Raw genomic sequence first — 15,639 nt, 5'->3', positions numbered from 1 at the left:
ACCTGCTGGTGCGGGTCATCCGGGGACACCCCCGGACGACCGACCTACTTCTCGACGATCGCGAGCACGTCGCGGGCCGAGAGGACGAGGTACTCCTCGCCGTTGTACTTCACCTCGGTGCCGCCGTACTTGCTGTAGAGCACGACATCGCCGGTCTTGACGTCGAGCGGCAGGCGCTCGCCGTTCTCGAAGCGACCCGGGCCGACGGCCAGGACGACGCCCTCCTGGGGCTTCTCCTTAGCAGTGTCCGGGATGACCAGGCCAGAGGCCGTGGTCTGCTCGGCGTCGAGCGGCTGGACCACAATGCGGTCCTCGAGCGGCTTGATGGCAACCTTGGAGCTGGTGGTCGTCACGATCCGACCTCCCCCTTCGGAGATCTCACGGGGTTTACTGTCTGAGGTGGCGACCAGGTCGATCCGTCGTCGCGGGTGCCGGACCTGCCCGTCGCTGTGTTGGCACTCTCCTGTGGGGAGTGCCAGAGCCGAGACTATGACTGCGATTAGCACTCGGTCAAGCGGAGTGCCAATCCGCCCCGTGTGGCGGTTCGTTTCCGGTGCGGACAACGGACGAACACGCCGTCGCGTTCCGCCCGGGCGCCCGGGCGTGTGAACGGCCGGCAGGCGGCGCCCACCGCGCCGCAGCGACCGCGACCGACCACCCGGACGGCGCCAGGTCCGTCCGGGCCGACAGGACGTGACCGAGTCGCACGAACGGACCCCGGGACCCCGGCCGGAAGGTCCGCTCACACATAGTCCTCCAGGCGCGCCACGGCGTACCCCTTCGCGGTGATGACCCGCATGACCTCCCGGATGAGTTCGGGCATCCGGGCCTTCCACTCCGCCTCGCCGCGGAAGTGCGTCAGGATGATGTCTCCGGGGTGCAGATCCCGGTCCGCCTCCCGCCACTCCATGCGGTCCGGGAACGCCTCCGCGGCCCAGAGCGGCACGGCCTCGATCCCGCACGACCTCGCCGCCCGCAGCGTGTTCCGGTCGTAGGCGCCGTACGGCGGCCTGAAGAGCCGGGGCCGCTCGCCGAAGTGCTCCTCGATGCGCGCCTGCTGCCCGCAGATCTCCCTGCGCTGGACGGGATACGGAAGCCCGCGCAGATACCGGTGCGTGAGGGTGTGGTTGTTCAGCACCACGCCGCGGTCCTGCATCCTCCCGAAGTACGCGTAGTTGTCGCGCACCAGGTAGTCGGTGAGGAACGCGCTGTACGGAATCTCCAGGTCGTTCATCATCCGCGTCAGCGCGGGGTCCTTCTCGGCGCCGTCGTCGATCGTGAGGAAGACGACCTTGTCCTTGGTGGGCACGGTGGTGAAGACGGGCGGGAGGCCCTCGGGGTCGTCGACCTCGAAGCCCTCGCGTGTGGTGATCTCCGGCTTCCTGTCCGGTGGCGGGGGCGCGGGCAGCGGGACCATGCCGAGATCCCAGTGCCGCGCGGCCGCGGCCCGGGGCCCGGACCCCATGCGCTCCGCACGGGACCCGGGAGCCCCGCCCGGGCCCGCGGCTCCGTGCGGGTCGGAGCCCCCGGGGCTCCGCGAGCCGTCGGGGCCCGCGGACCCGCCCGTACAGTTCCCGCCGACCGCGGCGACGAGCAGAGCGGTCAGTACCAGCAACCAGCCCCGCCACCCATTTCTCGTTTTTACGTTTTGTCGTACAGGCCCCATGGCGCCGCATCCTGTCAGCGCCGCGCGCCGGCGGGCGCCCGACACCGCCGCCGGGCGCGGCACCATCCCCCGACTGGCCGACAATGGCCGGGTGGACGACGTCTCCTTCCCCCATCTCGGACCGCTGCTCGGCACCGAAGGGCAGGCCCTGCTGACCGCTCTTCGCAACTACGACCCGGCACGGGAACTGGCCGTGGCGACCCGCTTGCGCCGCGACCACCCGGCCGAGCTGGTCTCGGCTGCGCTCACCCAGGCGCGGCTGCGGCAGCGAGCGGTGGCCAAGTTCGGCGCCGACGACGCGTACCGGATGTACTTCACGCCGAACGGGGTCGAGCAGGCCACCCGCCGCTCGGTCGCCGCCTACCGGGCCGGGCGGTTCCGGGACATCGGCCCGGCCCAGGTCACCGATCTGTGCTGCGGCATCGGCGGCGACGCGATCGCCCTCGCCCGCGAGGGCTTCGTCGTGGACGCGGTCGACCGGGACCCGCTGACCGCCGAGGCCGCCCTGCTCAACGTGTGCACGGTGGTGGAGGGGACACCCCTGATCACGGTCAGCTGCGCGGACGTCATGGAGTACGACCTGAACGGCGCGGAGTCGCTGTTCATCGACCCCGCCAGACGCGGCGGCACGGGCGGCCGTGGCGGCCGGATCTTCGACCCCGAGGCGTACTCGCCGCCGCTGTCCTGGGCGGTCGACGCGGTACGACGGGTCGGCACCGGAGCCATCAAGATCGCCCCCGGTATTCCGCACGAGCTGATCCCCGATGACTTCGAAGCCGAGTGGATCTCGGACGGCGGAGATGTGAAGGAGGCGGTGCTCTGGCACGACGCGGGCCGCACGAAGGTCATCGCTCCGGGAACACGCCGCGCCACCCTCCTGCCCTCCGGCGCGACGCTCGCCGGCCGCGGGCTGCCGGATCCCGTGGTCCGCAAGACCGGCCGCTATCTGTACGAGCCCGACGGCGCCGTCATCCGGGCCCATTTGGTCGCCGAGGTGGCCGAGGAGCTGGACGGCGGACTGATCGACCCGACGATCGCCTACATCACCGCCGACGAGCTGAGGCCGACCCCGTACGCCACCGCCTACGAGATCACCGACGAGCTTCCCTTCAACCTCAAGAAGCTGAAGGCCCTGCTGCGTGAACGCGCCGTCGGCACCCTGACGGTGAAGAAGCGCGGCTCGGCCGTCGAGCCGGAGGAGCTGCGCCGCAGGGTGAAGCCGAGCGGGCCGAACGCCGCGACGGTGTTCCTGACGAGGGTGGCGGGCGCGCCGACGATGCTGATCGGCGGTCCGGCGTAGTCCGGGCTGTCGCTCCCCGTCGGGCGTTCGCGCCGGTCAGCCGTGTGCGCCGGCCGCGGGGGTCCGCGCCGGACGGTTCGCCGTGACGAGGCGGACCGCCCAGCGGTAGTGGGTCACGGCCTTGACGGTGCCGATCAGCCCCGTCACCCAGCAGATGACACCCACTCCCATGAAGTACGCGACCTCGCCGTAGGTGTCGCTGCCCGGGCGCGCGGACGCGGGAACGGCAAAGGAGAGCCAGAGGCCGAAGGCGCCGGCGGCGAAGGAGACGAGCAGCCAGCACACGCTCCCCACCGGTGCCCGGACGCGGGCGTCGGCGGCGGGGTCCTGGTCCAGGGCGGCCCACTGGTCGAGCAGTTCGCGGATACGTCGGTCGCGTCGGACGCCCGCACCGACGACGAGGACCGCCGGGACCAGGACGACGACGGCGATGCCGAAGGTCATCACGGCGACCAGCACGCCCAGGGGATCCGGGCTTCCGGGGCCCATCGCGACCAGACCGGCGCCCGCGATGCCCCAGCCCACCTGCAGCAGCACCATCTGGAGCAGGAACAACAGCAGCTGGGGCACGCCGATCAGCCGCGTGGTGAGGTCCTCGAGCACCATCGTCCGGTCGGCGATGAGCGCGCCACGGTCGGGCCAGGAGCGCAGGGCCTCGGGTGGCGGGGGCGGCGGCAGAGGGCGGCGGGACATGTCTGCGACCCTACGCGTGTGCCGGCCGACGGCCCCTGGCGGGGCGTCAGGCGCCGTCGGCGCCCCCGGCCGGCGGCCGGCCTGCTGCCGGGTCGTCTCCCCGGCCGTTCGCCGCCTCCTCTCCCCGGCCGGCTTCTCGGTCCGCCCTGGCGAGCAGCAAGGCGCGTTCCCTCGCGTTGCGGGCCAGGGACGCGGCGCGCTCGAACTCCGCCCGTGCCTGCTCCGTACGCCCCAGCCTCGCCAGGAGGTCGCCCCGTACGCTCGGCAGCAAGTGGTAGTCCTTCAGCGCGGGTTCGGCGGCAAGGGCGTCCACGACGGCCAGCCCGGCCTCGGGGCCGTCCGCCATCGAGACGGCGACGGCCCGGTTCAGCTCGACGACGGGGGACGGTGCCACGGCCACGAGCCGGGCGTACAGCGCCGCGATGGTTGCCCAGTCCGTGTCCTCGTACGTCACCGCACGGGCGTGGCAGGCGGCGACAGCCGCCTGCAGGGCGTACGGGCCCGGCGGGCCCCCCGCCGCGTTCGCACGGCCGAGAGCGGCGAAGCCGCGGCGGATCAGCAGCTGGTTCCAGCGGCGGCGGTTCTGGTCGGCGAGCAGCACGGGCGCACCGTCCGGGCCGGTGCGCGCGGCCGTACGGGAGCCCTGGAGCTCCAGCAGCGCGGCGAGCCCGTGCACTTCGGGCTCCTTGGGCATGAGGCCGGCCAGGACACGGGCGAGCCGAAGGGCGTCCTCGCACAGACCCGGGCGCAGCCAGTCGTCGCCCTCGGTGGCCGCGTAGCCCTCGTTGAAGATGAGATAGATGACCTCGAGCACCGACGACAGCCGGCCGGCGCGCTCATCGCCGTAGGGGACCTCGAAGGGCACGTCCGCCTTCGCCAGCGTCCGTTTGGCCCGCACGATCCGCTGGGCGACGGTTGGCTCCGGCACCAGGAAGGCCCGGGCGATCTCCCCGGTCGTGAGCCCGCCGAGCAGGCGCAGCGTGAGGGCGATGCGCGCCTCGGCGGAGAGCACGGGGTGGCAGGCGGTGAAGACGAGTCTCAGGAGGTCGTCGTCGATGTCGTCCGGCCCGGAGACCAGGTCGGCCGGATCGGGTTGGTACGCCGCTGCCGCCGTCTCGAGGTCCCTGCCCATGTCGGCGAGCTTGCGCGCATAGGTCTCCCTGCGGCGGACCAGATCGATCGCGCGGTGCTTGGCGGTGGCCATGAGCCAGGCGCCCGGGTTGTCCGGGACGCCCGACTCCGGCCACTGCTCCAGCGCGGCGACCAGAGCGTCCTGCGCGAGTTCCTCCGCGATGCCGATGTCCCGGACGATGCGGGTCACGGCGGCGATGATCCGCGCGGACTCGATCCGGAAGACGGTCTCGACGGTTCCGGTGCTCTCGTCCGTGTGGGGTGCGCTCACGGGTACCCATCAGAGCACCGGCGCGGCGCGGCGGCAATCAGCCTTCGACGATCTCGCGGACCTCGCAGGTGATGGTCCAGTGGGGCTCGTGGACCTGCAGGAACCGCTTGGTCCACTCCACGGCCTCGGCCTCGCCCTTGGCCTGGATGAGCGCGTAGCCGCCGATGACCTCCTTGGACTCGGTGAACGGCCCGTCGGTGACGGTGATCTTCCCGCCGGACCAGGTGACGCGCTTGCCCTGGGAGGTCGGGGTGAGTCCGGCGGTGTCGAGCAGGACACCGGCCTTGGTCATCTCCTCGATCAGATCCCCCATCCGCTCCATGAGCTCCTGGCTCGGCCCCTCGGCGGGGGCCTCGGACTCGTTGATGCGGATCATCGACAGATAGCGGGGCATGGTGACTCCTCGGGTGGCTCGGCGGGGCTGTTCCCGCCTCTCACCCTGTACGTCGAACGGGACGCGCGCCGATCGACACGGCCGCCCGTCTTTCTTCCGGGGTGGTCACGCGGTCGTGGAACGCAAGCCCCCGCCGACGGGCCACAGGGGTGAGGACCCGTCGGCGGGGAGTCCGCAGAGCGGTGCAGAAGGCCGGAAAGGCCGGGAAGACGAGGGAAGCGGGGAGGGCCCTAGGGGGTTTCTGATGGATCTCCGTGGAGGAAGGAGCGGCGTCCGGTGCGTGCTCTCGGGGTGCCGGCCGGAAGCCCTCGTACGGGACGTACTTGGGCTTCCGGCCGGTGCGGCGAGTGGGGGTACCTCCCACGCCGTAAGGCCGTGGGGGCGTGCCGGGCGTCGCGACGCCGCGGAGATCCGTCAGAAGCCCCCTAGAGGTAGTCCTCCAGGCGCGCGACCGTGAAGCCCTGCTCCTGGATGTGGCGCAGCATGTTCGCCGTCATCTCGGTCATCGTGGTGCCCTTGAGCTCGGACGGGCCGCGGAAGTGGGCCAGGATGATGTCGCCGGGGCGCAGCTTGTCGCCGCGCTGGTACTGCATGTTCTTGATCTGCATGGACTCGCGCCACAGCACGATCGCCTGGACGCCGCACGACTTCGCGGCGGCGCGGGTGTCCTCGTTCCAGTTGCCGTAGGGCGGGCGGAACAGCCGCGGTGCGGTGCCGTACCTGGCCTTGAGCTTGTCCTGCTGGCCGCAGACCTCACGCTTCTGGGCCGCGGCGCCGAGGGTCCGGAGGTTCGGATGGGTCAGCGTGTGGTTGTGGACGCCGTTGCCCAGTTGCTGCAGCCGTTTGAAGTAGTCGTAGTCGCTGCGGATGGCCGTGTCGGTGAGGAACATCGAGAAGGGGATCTTGAGTTCCTTCATCATCGTCACGAACTTCGGGTCCTTCTCGGCCCCGTCGTCGACGGTGATGAAGACGACCTTGTCCTTCACCGGGATGTCGCTGATCACGGGGACTTCGCCGTCCGCGCCCGGCTTCACCGGCTTGGTCTTCGGCGGCGCGGGCGGCGGTGCCAGCGGCTCGAGACCCCACTTGCGGAACGCGGCGGCGGAAGCCGCGCCGGAGTCCGCCTCCCCCGCGGAACCGGCCCCGTCGGCCCCGCCCGTGGCCTTCGGCGCGGAGTCTGGGGCCGTCTGGCTTCTGCCGGGGCCGGGCGCCGCCTCCGACGCCGTCGAACACCCCGATATGAGCCCGGGTATCAGCCCTGCCGCGAGCAATGCCCCCACGATCCGTCGCCGTCCGGCGATGTTCGCCCCCACCCCAGCACCTCATGTCCGTACGCCGCTTGATTCCTCCACCCTCTTGGATGGCGAACAGGCGTACGGGGTTGCGTGCTGTGTTTCAATCCACGGGGAAGTCGACGGATTCGAAGCGCCAGCGGTGCACCGGGCGGCTGATCAACTCCGGTGCGGGGTCGGGCAGTTCGGGCAGTTCGGCTGACGCGACCGACCCGCCCCCCGGCGTCCCCCACCAGGTGAGTACGAGCACGCGCTCCCCCGGCGCCCGGAAGGTCTCCCGCCGCAGCGGTACGCGCGGCAGCTCACGCGTGCGGGCCCATTCCAGCAGCTCCGCACCACGTCCGTCGGCGGCGCGGGCCTCCCACATCAGCGTGACGACGGCCAGGGTCGTCATGAGTAGAGGTTGTCCTTGCTGATCTCGTGCACATGATCGTGGTCATGGGTGTGCTGCTCACCCGGGACGTGCGGGTCGGTCACCGGAAGCGACGAGTCCGCGGACAGCTCCCAGTCGGAGGCGGGCCGGTTCCGCGCCACCATCTCCGCGCCCAGCGCTGCCACCATCGCGCCGTTGTCCGTGCACAGCTTGGGCCTCGGCACGCGCAGCCGGATGCCGGCCGCATCGCAGCGCTCCTGGGCCAGCGCCCTCAGCCGCGAGTTGGCGGCGACACCGCCGCCGATCATCAGATGGTCGACGCCCTCGTCCTTGCAGGCCCGGACGGCCTTTCTGGTCAGCACGTCCACGACGGCCTCCTGGAAGGAGGCCGCCACGTCCCGGACGGGCACCTCCTCGCCCGCCTTGCGCTTGGCCTCGATCCAGCGGGCCACGGCCGTCTTCAGTCCGGAGAAGGAGAAGTCGTACGCGGGGTCGCGCGGGCCGCTGAGCCCACGCGGGAACGCGATCGCCCCCGGGTCGCCCTCCTTGGCCAGCCGGTCGATGACGGGACCACCGGGGAAACCCAGATTCAGCACCCGCGCGATCTTGTCGAAGGCCTCTCCCGCCGCGTCGTCGATCGTGGCGCCCATCGGCCGCACATCGCTGGTGATGTCGGGGGCGAGGAGCAGCGACGAGTGACCGCCGGAGACCAGCAGCGCCATGGTGGGCTCGGGCAGCGGGCCGTGCTCCAGCTGGTCCACGCAGATGTGCGAGGCGAGGTGGTTCACTCCGTAGAGCGGCTTGCCCAGCGCGTACGCGTAGGCCTTCGCCGCCGACACACCCACCAGCAGCGCACCGGCAAGCCCCGGGCCGGCCGTGACGGCGATCCCGTCCAGGTCCTTCGCGGTCACACCGGCGTCCTTCAGGGCCCGCTCGATGGTCGGGACCATCGCCTCCAGATGGGCACGCGACGCGACCTCGGGTACGACTCCGCCGAAGCGTGCGTGCTCGTCGACGCTTGAGGCAATGGCATCGGCGAGCAGGGTCGTGCCGCGGACGATACCGACGCCCGTCTCGTCGCAGGACGTCTCGATGCCGAGCACGAGCGGTTCGTCAGCCATGGGTACCGGTTCCTTGTACGTGTGCGTCTACGGGTGCGCCTGCGGGTGTCTCCGTGCCGTTCGCGTCGAGTGGCGCGTCGCGTACGTGCAGGCGCATGACGAGGGCGTCGACATTGCCGGGCTGGTAGTAGCCGCGGCGGAACCCGATGGGTTCGAAGCCGAAGCGCTCGTACAGCCTCTGGGCACGGGTGTTGTCGACACGCACCTCGAGGAGGACCTCTTCGCATTCGCTGGCGGTGGCGTGCCGGAGGAGATCGGTGAGCAGCCGGGCGCCGAGTCCGGTGCCCCACTGCTCGCGTGCCACACCGATGGTCTGGACGTCGCCGAGCCCGCCCGCGGCGGCGAAGCCCGCGTAGCCGACGATGCGGCTGTCGCCGGGCGCGCCGGTCTCGGCGACGACGTAGTGGCGGGTGGCCTTCGGTCCGCGCGCATGGGCGAGTTCGGACCAGAACATCCCCGGGGACCAGGCGTCCTCGGGAAACAGCTCGTGTTCGAGCCCCAGCACCGGCTCGATGTCCCACCAGCGCATCTCACGCAACGCCACCGGCGTCGCCGCGGTCTGCTGCCCCGCGGCCTGGTGCCTGCCGCTCACGACGGTGTGACCACCTTGTAGTTCTTGGGCACCTGGGCGTCCGGACGGCGCAGATAGAGCGGCCGCGGCGGCAGCAGCTCCTCTCCCGCGGCGAGCTTCTCGGCGGCGAGCGACGCCAGGGCGCCGGCCGACTGATGCTCGGGGTCGCGGGCATCCGGGAAGAACTCGGAGTAGATACGCGCGCCCGCGCCGACCACCGGCAGCCCGGCGAGCTGCTCCGCGATCTCGGCGGGCCGGTCGACGGCGGGCTCGCCGATCCGGGAGCGGAAACCGTCGTAGCGCGCCCAGTAGATTTCCTTGCGGCGCGCGTCGGTCGCCACCGCGAACGGCCCCTCGATGCCGGAGGCGTACGCGAGACCGTCGAGCGTGCACAGGCCGTGGACCGGGACACCGAGCGCCGAACCGAAGGTCACGGCCGTCACCAGACCGACGCGCAGCCCGGTGTACGGTCCGGGGCCCACCCCGACCACGAGATCCGTGACGGCACCGAGTTTCAGCCCGGCGTCCGCCAGGGCGCGGTCGACGGCGGGCAGCAGCAGCTCCCCGTGCCGGCGGGCGTCGACCGAGCGGGCCTCGGCGACGACGGACGCGCCGTCGTGCAGGGCGACGGTGACGGCAGGGGTGGCGGTATCAACGGCGAGCAAGAGCACGCAAACAGCCTACGGCCACCTCGGTGGGGCACGGCGTCCCGTGCCCCTGGGCCCCTGCTGCTACCGTCAAGCCCGGTACATGTGTCCGGGCGGCGAGACGGGGAGCAAGGGTGGCAAGGAGCAGCTCGGGAATGGTGGCCGGGCTCACCGTCGCGGCACTCGCCGTGGTCGGCTTCCTCGCCTACCAGGCCTCCGCCAACGTGCCCGGCGACCTCGCAGGGCCCTCGGCCGTCCAGGCACCCACCACCAAGGCCACCAGCGGCACCGACGCCCAGCGGAACACCGATCCGCTGGCCGTGCCCGCGCGGTCCGGCAAGGGCATGCGGGTGGTCTACGCACTGGGCGAGCGCCGGGTCTGGCTGGTCGACGGGAACGGGAAGCCGACGCGTACGTTCACGGTCACGCCGAGCACGGTGAACCCGCCGGTCGGCACGCACAAGGTGACCTCGCGCAGCGGGAAGATCCGCGGTTCGGACGGTGTGCCGATCGAACACGTCGTGCGCTTCGCGACCGTCGACGACGTGAACATCGGCTTCAGCGCCGCGGTGGACGGCTCCGTGCCGGAACCGGACCCGGGCCGCAAGACGGGCGGCGTACGGATGAAGCGCGCGGACGGCGACGCGATGTGGAAGTTCGCGACGATCGGATCGAAGGTCGTCGTCGTCCCTTAGGTCCTGTCCGGGCGGACGGAACCCGGGGCCTTTCGTCTGGATCCCGCCGGGCCCGGACCCTTGCGGGCGATGCCTGTGACGCCCCGGTACCTGGCACCCGGCGCCCACTCACAGTTCACCCGGACGGACTACGCGGCGTCGCGCTGTTGCTCTCGTTCCCGCCGCTCTTCGTCGTCCGCGGGCTCCGCGGCCGCGCCGGGCTCGCGCGGCGGGGTGGAGACCGCGGTGGCGGCCGCACACGACGCCAGGAGATCACGCATCGAGAAGGCCGACGGTGACGACGACTGCGGGCGCGACCGCGGCCGCGGCTGCGTCGCCTCGTGCTCGGACGCGGACATGGATGCCTCCTGGTGCTCCGGGGGCAGGCATGGTTAGGGACACCTAACCTGGTCTCGTCATCCATGTGACCACGCACCGAGCGAGGGACGCAACATTTTGCCGACGTCTTGTCGGAACGTACACAAAAGGACGTCCCCGCCCCGCACGAACGGCGCCCGGAGAAACGGAACCCAGCCGGCGCTGCGAACCTCGGTGAGGGGCGCCGCCGTGGGGGCTCCCAGAAAGCTCGTCAGGCGATGAGGCCGGCCAGTCCCGCGTCGGCCCAGCGGGCGCCCACACCGGTCAGCGTGACCGTGCGGCGCTCGTCGTCCGTGTTGCCGACGACCCGGTGGATCACCACATGCAGCCGGTCGTCGGACAGCTCCTCGACCTTGCCGTCGCCCCACTCCACCACCACCACGGAGTCCGGCAGCGAGACGTCGAGGTCCAGGTCCTCCATCTCGTCGAGCCCCCCGCCCAGCCGATAGGCGTCCACATGGACCAGGGCGGGCCCACCGGTCAGCGACGGATGCACACGGGCGATGACGAAGGTCGGCGACGTGACGGCGCCGCGTACCCCAAGGCCCTCGCCCAGCCCGCGGGTCAGCGTGGTCTTGCCCGCGCCGAGCTCACCGCTGAGCATGACGAGATCGCCGGGCCTCAGCAGCTTCGCCAGCCGACGGCCCAGCTCCTGCATCTGGTCCGGGGAGGTGAGGGTGAGGCGGGCGGCTGTGTCAGCCGGGCTCTGCGGTGCTTCCATACGTGCCAACGTTAGCGGCTGCCGGGACGGCCCCGACCCGGGCCAGCAGGTCCGCGAGCCGATCCGTGACCACGACGGGATGCTCCAGCATCACCAGATGCCCGGCGTCCGGCACGATCACCAGCTCCGAGTCGGGCAGCAGATCCGCGATCGCCTCACTGTGCGTACTGGGCGTCACCAGATCCCGGTCCCCGGCCAGGACCAGCACAGGGACCTCCTGGAAGATCTCCAGCGCGGCCGACTTGTCGTGCTCGGCGAAAGCCGGGTAGAACTCGGCGACCACATCGATCGGAGTGCCCTCGATCATCCGCTCCGCGAAGCGCGCCACCGCCGGGTCCACGTCCCTGGAGCTGAACGAGTAGCGCTTGATCAGGCCCGCGAAGAGATCGGCCGTGGCCCGCCGTCCCCGCTCGACCAGTTCCGCCTGCGAGCCCAGCGCCTTCAGCACGCCCGGCAGCAGCCGCCGCACCACGTTCACGCCCGCGACCGGCAGCCCGTAGTTCACCTCGCCGAGCCTGCCCGCCGACGTCCCCACGAAGGCGACGCCCACCACACGCTCCCGGATGAGCTCGGGGTACGCGTCGGCCAGCGCCATCAGCGTCATGCCGCCCATCGAATGCCCCACCAGCACCAACGGGCCCTCGGGCGCGGCCGTGTCGATGACCGCCTTGAGATCCCTGCCCAGCTGGTCGATCGAGACCGCCACCCCGTCCGGTCCGGACTGCGACGCCCCGCGGCCCGAACGGCCGTGGCTGCGCTGGTCCCAGTGGACCGTACGCACCAGGCCGCGCAGCGCGGCCCGCTGGAAGTGCCAGGAGTCCTGGCTGAGGCAGTAGCCGTGGCTGAAGACGACGGTGACGGGGGCCGGTGCCTTGCGGCCGAACAGCCGGCGCCTGCGGGGACCCGCGCCGCCCGCGTCCGGGTCGATCTCGTCGGTCTCGAAGTAGAGCGTCGTGCCGTCGTCCGACGTGGCGCGGCCCGGCGTGCCGCGCAATGACCCGTAGGGACCGGAGGCGTCCAGTGCGAGCCGCGCCTTGCGCCGCATCCCGCGGCCCACGGTCATCCGCTCTATCGCGACGCCCGCGGCCGCACCGGCGGCGATCACCCCTATGGCGGCGCCGGCGAAGCCCGCCCGGCGCCAGTTGCCCGTGGCCGCGTCGGTCACCGCCGCCGCCACGTCCCCCGCGCTGCTCTCGCTCACCGTGCCTGCTCCTATGAGTCGGTTGGTCGGTTGGGGTCGGTTACTGCTCGGTCCCGTCCGTGCTCACCGGGAGGGCGTTGAGATGGACGCGCGGCACACGCGCCCCGATCCGGGTCACGATCTCGTACGCGATCGTGTCCGCCGCCTCGGCCCAGTCTTCGGCCGTCGGTTCGCCCCGGTCCCCCGGACCGAACAGCACCGCTTCGGCCCCCTCCCGGACCCGGTCGGCACCGTCAGGTCCCAGGTCGACCACGAACTGGTCCATGGCGACCCGCCCGGCCACCCGCCGCCAGGCCCCGCCGACCAGCACCGGGCCACGGCCCGACGCGTGCCGCGGGATGCCGTCCGCGTAACCGACGGGGACGAGGCCCAGCGCGGTCTCCGTGTCGGTGATGTAGTGGTGCCCGTAGCTGACCCCGTGACCCGCCGGGACGTCCTTGACCAGCGAGACGGACGCCTTGAGCGTCATCACCGGCCGCAGACCGAAGTCGGCGGGCGACCCGAGGTCCGGGCTGGGCGAGATCCCGTACAGCGCGATGCCCGTACGCACCAGGTCCAGATGCGTCTCGGGCAGCGTCAGCGTGGCCGGGGAGTTGGCGATGTGCCGGACCTCCGGCTCGATACCCTCCTTCTCCGCATAGGCCACCAGATCCTTGAAGACGGCCAGTTGAGCGGCGATGGAGGGGTGGCCGGGCTCGTCGGCACAGGCGAAGTGCGACCACAGACCGGTGACCTTGACGGCGCCCGCCTCCTCGGCGGCGCGTGCCTCGGCGACGAAGTCGGTCCAGTCGGCGGGCTGGCAGCCGCTCCGCCCGAGGCCCGTGTCGGCCTTGAGCTGGATCCTGGCCGTACGGCCCGCCTCCCGCGCCGCCCGGACCACCTCGCGCAGTGCCCAGGGGTCGCTGACGCCCAGGTCCACGTCCGCCTCGACGGCCTCCCGCCAGGGCCCGCCGGGCGTCCACAGCCAGCACATCACCCGGCCCTCGATACCGGCGGCCCGCAGCGCGAGCGCCTCGTCGGGTGTGGCGGTGCCGATCCAGGTCGCGCCCGCGGCGAGGGCGGACTTCGCACAGGGCACCATTCCGTGTCCGTACGCGTCGGCCTTCACCACGGCCATGACGGCGGCGCGGGGCGCCATCGCGCGCAGTGCGCGGACGTTGGCGCGCAGCGCGGCGAGGTCGATTTCCGCGCGGGCTCGGAAGGGTGCGTTCTGAGTCATCGCGGCCCAGTGTCTCAGAGGCCCCCGGCATAGTCCGTACGGCAACGAGCACGAGTGGCCCTGGTCACCCGCGTGACGGGTCGGAGCAGCCGCCGGGAGGCGTAGGGCCGCCGTGTGGATCAAGCCAGGGCGGCGTGGGTCAGGGTGAGGTCGTGTCGCGCCACGCCCGCGGGATCGCCGCGGCCACGTCGTGCGCCGACACCGGTGCGGCGTCCGGCGAGGCCGGGGCACCGTGGGACGCCAGCCAGCCCGCCAGACCGTGCAGATAGGCACCCACGGACGCGGCGTCGAGCGGCTCGAGGCCCGCGGCGAGAAGGGAGCCCGTCAGCCCGGAGAGGACGTCCCCGCTGCCCGCGGTGGCCAGCCAGGACGTGCCGGTCGGGTTCACCCGGACCGCGCGGCGCGGATCGGGGTCGGCGACGAGCGTGGTCGAGCCCTTGAGCAGCACCGTCGCCCCGTACATCTCCGCCAGCCTCCGTACGGACGCGAGGCGTGCCCCCTCGACCTCCTCACGGGACACGCCGAGCAGCGCGGCGGCCTCGCCTGCATGGGGGGTGAACACCGTCGGGGCGGTACGGGAGCGCACCGCCTCCGGGTCGACCGCCCGCAGCCCGTCGGCGTCGACCAGCACGGGGACGTCGGAGCCGAGCACCTCCTCCACACCGGGGCCGTCGCCCAGGCCCGGCCCGACGATCCAGGCCTGGACCCGTCCCGCCTTCGAGGGCGGCCATCCGTGCACCAGCGTCTCCGGGAAACGGGCGATGACGGCGTCCGCGGCCGGGCCCACGTAGCGCACCGCCCCGGCGCCGGCGCGCAGCGCGCCCGCCACCGCCAGTACGGCGGCTCCGGGATAGCGCGCGGAACCGGCGACGACGCCGATCACCCCGCGTCGGTACTTGTCGCTCTCCGCCGTCGGCACGGGCAGCAGCCGCGCCACATCCGCGTGCTGCAGCGCCTCGAGATCGGGCACGGACGGCAGATACGGCGCCAGCCCGATGTCGACGAGCCGTACGGCCCCCGTGTACCCGTGCGCCGGGTCGATCAGCAGACCCGGCTTGTACGTGCCGAAGGTGACCGTCGCATCGGCCCGCAGCGCCTCGCCGGTGATCTCCCCCGTGTCCGCCTCGATCCCGCTGGGCAGATCGACGGCGACGACGAGGGCGCCGGAGCCGTGTGCCGCGCGGGCGAGGGGCACGGCGGCGGACCGCAGCCCGCCGTGGCCGCCGATGCCCGTGATGCCGTCGAGCACCAGATCGGCGGCGGCGAGCACCTGGTACGGGTCGTCCGCGACCCGGCCCCCGGCCTTCAGCAGCGCCGCCAGACCGGCCTCGTGCGCCCGGTCCGGCGTGAGCAGTACGGCGGCCACACCGGCGCCCCTGCGGGCCAGCCTGGCCCCCGCGTAGAGGGCGTCGCCGCCGTTGTCGCCGCTGCCGACGAGCAGCACGACCCTGGCCCCGTAGACCCGCCCGAGCAACCCCGCCACGGCGGCGGCGAGCCCGGCGGCGGCCCGCTGCATGAGCGCCCCCTCGGGCAGGCGGGCCATAAGCCGGGCCTCGGCGGCGCGGACGGTTTCGACGCGGTAGGCATGACGCATGGTCAGCAGTCTGCCTTGTCGCTGCGCTGTGCGGTGCGCGGTGCGGTGCGGTGCGGTGCGCGGTGCGGCTGGCGGTGCGGTGGTGCGGGTACCCCTGTGGGGTGGGCGGTACCGGGTTGGCGCCCGGGGTGTCCGTCCTCAAGCGCCGGACGGGCTTGGGGGTGCGGGGCTTGCCCGGTGTTGTGTCTGGGGGGTTGGTGCCGTTCCGGGGCTCGCGTCCTGGACGGCATGATTTACGGCGCGCCTTACCCCTGCCGTTGCGGCGTCGCTTGCGTTGCGCGCCACAAATCACGCTTTAGTGTCCTGGACACGACCCCTCCACGGCCCCTGTCCCGCAGGCGGGGGCCGGTCGCCCCCAGGGGGCATCATGTGCGGCCGAGCCGACCCGTATCG

The 15,639-nt window shown here is 72.4% G+C and carries 17 protein-coding genes; 2 read left to right on the top strand and 15 right to left on the bottom strand.

From position 1 onward, the window contains the following. Positions 1-44: 44 nt before the first annotated feature. Positions 45-353 carry a co-chaperone GroES gene (groES, locus tag ACTWOL_RS22565; RefSeq protein WP_015035628.1) on the bottom strand — a complete coding sequence of 103 codons (309 nt, stop codon included), beginning with the start codon at positions 351-353 and terminating at the stop codon, positions 45-47. A 389-nt stretch (positions 354-742) separates the two neighbouring features. Then, positions 743-1,465 carry a polysaccharide deacetylase family protein gene (locus ACTWOL_RS22560; protein ID WP_474298551.1) on the bottom strand — a complete coding sequence of 241 codons (723 nt, stop codon included), beginning with the start codon at positions 1,463-1,465 and terminating at the stop codon, positions 743-745. Between the two features lie 292 nt (positions 1,466-1,757). On the opposite strand from ACTWOL_RS22560, the gene ACTWOL_RS22555 reads away from it, so the two are divergent. Then, positions 1,758-2,966, top strand: coding sequence for a class I SAM-dependent methyltransferase (locus ACTWOL_RS22555; protein WP_474301235.1), 1,209 nt, complete (start codon positions 1,758-1,760; stop codon positions 2,964-2,966). Positions 2,967-3,002: 36 nt separating this feature from the next. Here the strand turns inward: ACTWOL_RS22555 and ACTWOL_RS22550 are convergent, their stop codons facing one another. The 8 genes from ACTWOL_RS22550 to tsaB all read right to left on the bottom strand — a co-directional run bounded on the left by ACTWOL_RS22550 (position 3,003) and on the right by tsaB (position 9,483). After that, positions 3,003-3,659, bottom strand: a complete 657-nt coding sequence (locus ACTWOL_RS22550; protein ID WP_474298550.1) for a hypothetical protein — start codon at positions 3,657-3,659, stop codon at positions 3,003-3,005. 46 nt (positions 3,660-3,705) lie between these two features. Beyond that, positions 3,706-5,061: an RNA polymerase sigma factor gene (locus tag ACTWOL_RS22545; RefSeq protein WP_474298549.1), complete on the bottom strand. Its 1,356-nt coding sequence runs from the start codon at positions 5,059-5,061 to the stop codon at positions 3,706-3,708. Positions 5,062-5,098: 37 nt separating this feature from the next. Then, positions 5,099-5,455: a YciI family protein gene (locus ACTWOL_RS22540; protein WP_474298548.1), complete on the bottom strand. Its 357-nt coding sequence runs from the start codon at positions 5,453-5,455 to the stop codon at positions 5,099-5,101. A 425-nt stretch (positions 5,456-5,880) separates the two neighbouring features. Then, positions 5,881-6,768, bottom strand: coding sequence for a polysaccharide deacetylase family protein (locus ACTWOL_RS22535; RefSeq protein WP_474298547.1), 888 nt, complete (start codon positions 6,766-6,768; stop codon positions 5,881-5,883). A gap of 82 nt (positions 6,769-6,850) precedes the next feature. Further along, the gene (locus tag ACTWOL_RS22530) at positions 6,851-7,141 is read right to left on the bottom strand and encodes a hypothetical protein (RefSeq protein WP_474298546.1); all 291 of its coding nucleotides are present in this window, start codon (positions 7,139-7,141) and stop codon (positions 6,851-6,853) included. Continuing rightward, positions 7,138-8,241 carry a tRNA (adenosine(37)-N6)-threonylcarbamoyltransferase complex transferase subunit TsaD gene (tsaD, locus tag ACTWOL_RS22525; protein WP_474298545.1) on the bottom strand — a complete coding sequence of 368 codons (1,104 nt, stop codon included), beginning with the start codon at positions 8,239-8,241 and terminating at the stop codon, positions 7,138-7,140. Before tsaD ends, ACTWOL_RS22530 begins: the two co-directional genes overlap by 4 nt. Further along, complete coding sequence (gene rimI / locus ACTWOL_RS22520) at positions 8,234-8,833, bottom strand: ribosomal protein S18-alanine N-acetyltransferase (protein WP_474298544.1); 600 nt, start codon at positions 8,831-8,833, stop codon at positions 8,234-8,236. The genes tsaD and rimI overlap by 8 nt, the downstream gene beginning before the upstream one ends. Beyond that, the gene (gene tsaB / locus ACTWOL_RS22515; protein WP_474298543.1) at positions 8,830-9,483 is read right to left on the bottom strand and encodes a tRNA (adenosine(37)-N6)-threonylcarbamoyltransferase complex dimerization subunit type 1 TsaB; all 654 of its coding nucleotides are present in this window, start codon (positions 9,481-9,483) and stop codon (positions 8,830-8,832) included. Before tsaB ends, rimI begins: the two co-directional genes overlap by 4 nt. Positions 9,484-9,593: 110 nt before the next feature. Between tsaB and ACTWOL_RS22510 the strand changes: the two genes are divergently transcribed. After that, on the top strand, positions 9,594-10,154 hold the full coding sequence (locus tag ACTWOL_RS22510; RefSeq protein WP_474298542.1) for a L,D-transpeptidase: 561 nt from the start codon (positions 9,594-9,596) through the stop codon (positions 10,152-10,154). 128 nt (positions 10,155-10,282) lie between these two features. Here the strand turns inward: ACTWOL_RS22510 and ACTWOL_RS22505 are convergent, their stop codons facing one another. The 5 genes from ACTWOL_RS22505 to ACTWOL_RS22485 form a co-directional block, all read right to left on the bottom strand. Further along, on the bottom strand, positions 10,283-10,492 hold the full coding sequence (locus ACTWOL_RS22505) for a hypothetical protein (protein WP_474298541.1): 210 nt from the start codon (positions 10,490-10,492) through the stop codon (positions 10,283-10,285). Between the two features lie 230 nt (positions 10,493-10,722). Further along, entirely contained in the window at positions 10,723-11,232 is a 510-nt protein-coding gene (gene tsaE, locus ACTWOL_RS22500) for a tRNA (adenosine(37)-N6)-threonylcarbamoyltransferase complex ATPase subunit type 1 TsaE (RefSeq protein ID WP_474298540.1), read from the bottom strand. Then, a complete protein-coding gene (locus ACTWOL_RS22495; protein ID WP_474298539.1) occupies positions 11,207-12,433 on the bottom strand; it encodes an alpha/beta fold hydrolase in 1,227 nt (408 codons plus the stop codon). The genes tsaE and ACTWOL_RS22495 overlap by 26 nt, the downstream gene beginning before the upstream one ends. A gap of 40 nt (positions 12,434-12,473) precedes the next feature. After that, positions 12,474-13,652: an alanine racemase gene (alr, locus tag ACTWOL_RS22490; RefSeq protein WP_474298538.1), complete on the bottom strand. Its 1,179-nt coding sequence runs from the start codon at positions 13,650-13,652 to the stop codon at positions 12,474-12,476. 139 nt (positions 13,653-13,791) lie between these two features. Next, on the bottom strand, positions 13,792-15,246 hold the full coding sequence (locus tag ACTWOL_RS22485) for an NAD(P)H-hydrate dehydratase (protein WP_474298537.1): 1,455 nt from the start codon (positions 15,244-15,246) through the stop codon (positions 13,792-13,794). Positions 15,247-15,639: the final 393 nt, after the last annotated feature.

The organism is Micromonospora sp. IBHARD003, assembly GCF_056106285.1.
Note: the sequence above shows the minus strand (reverse complement) of the source record. Positions and strands in the feature narration are given on the sequence as shown.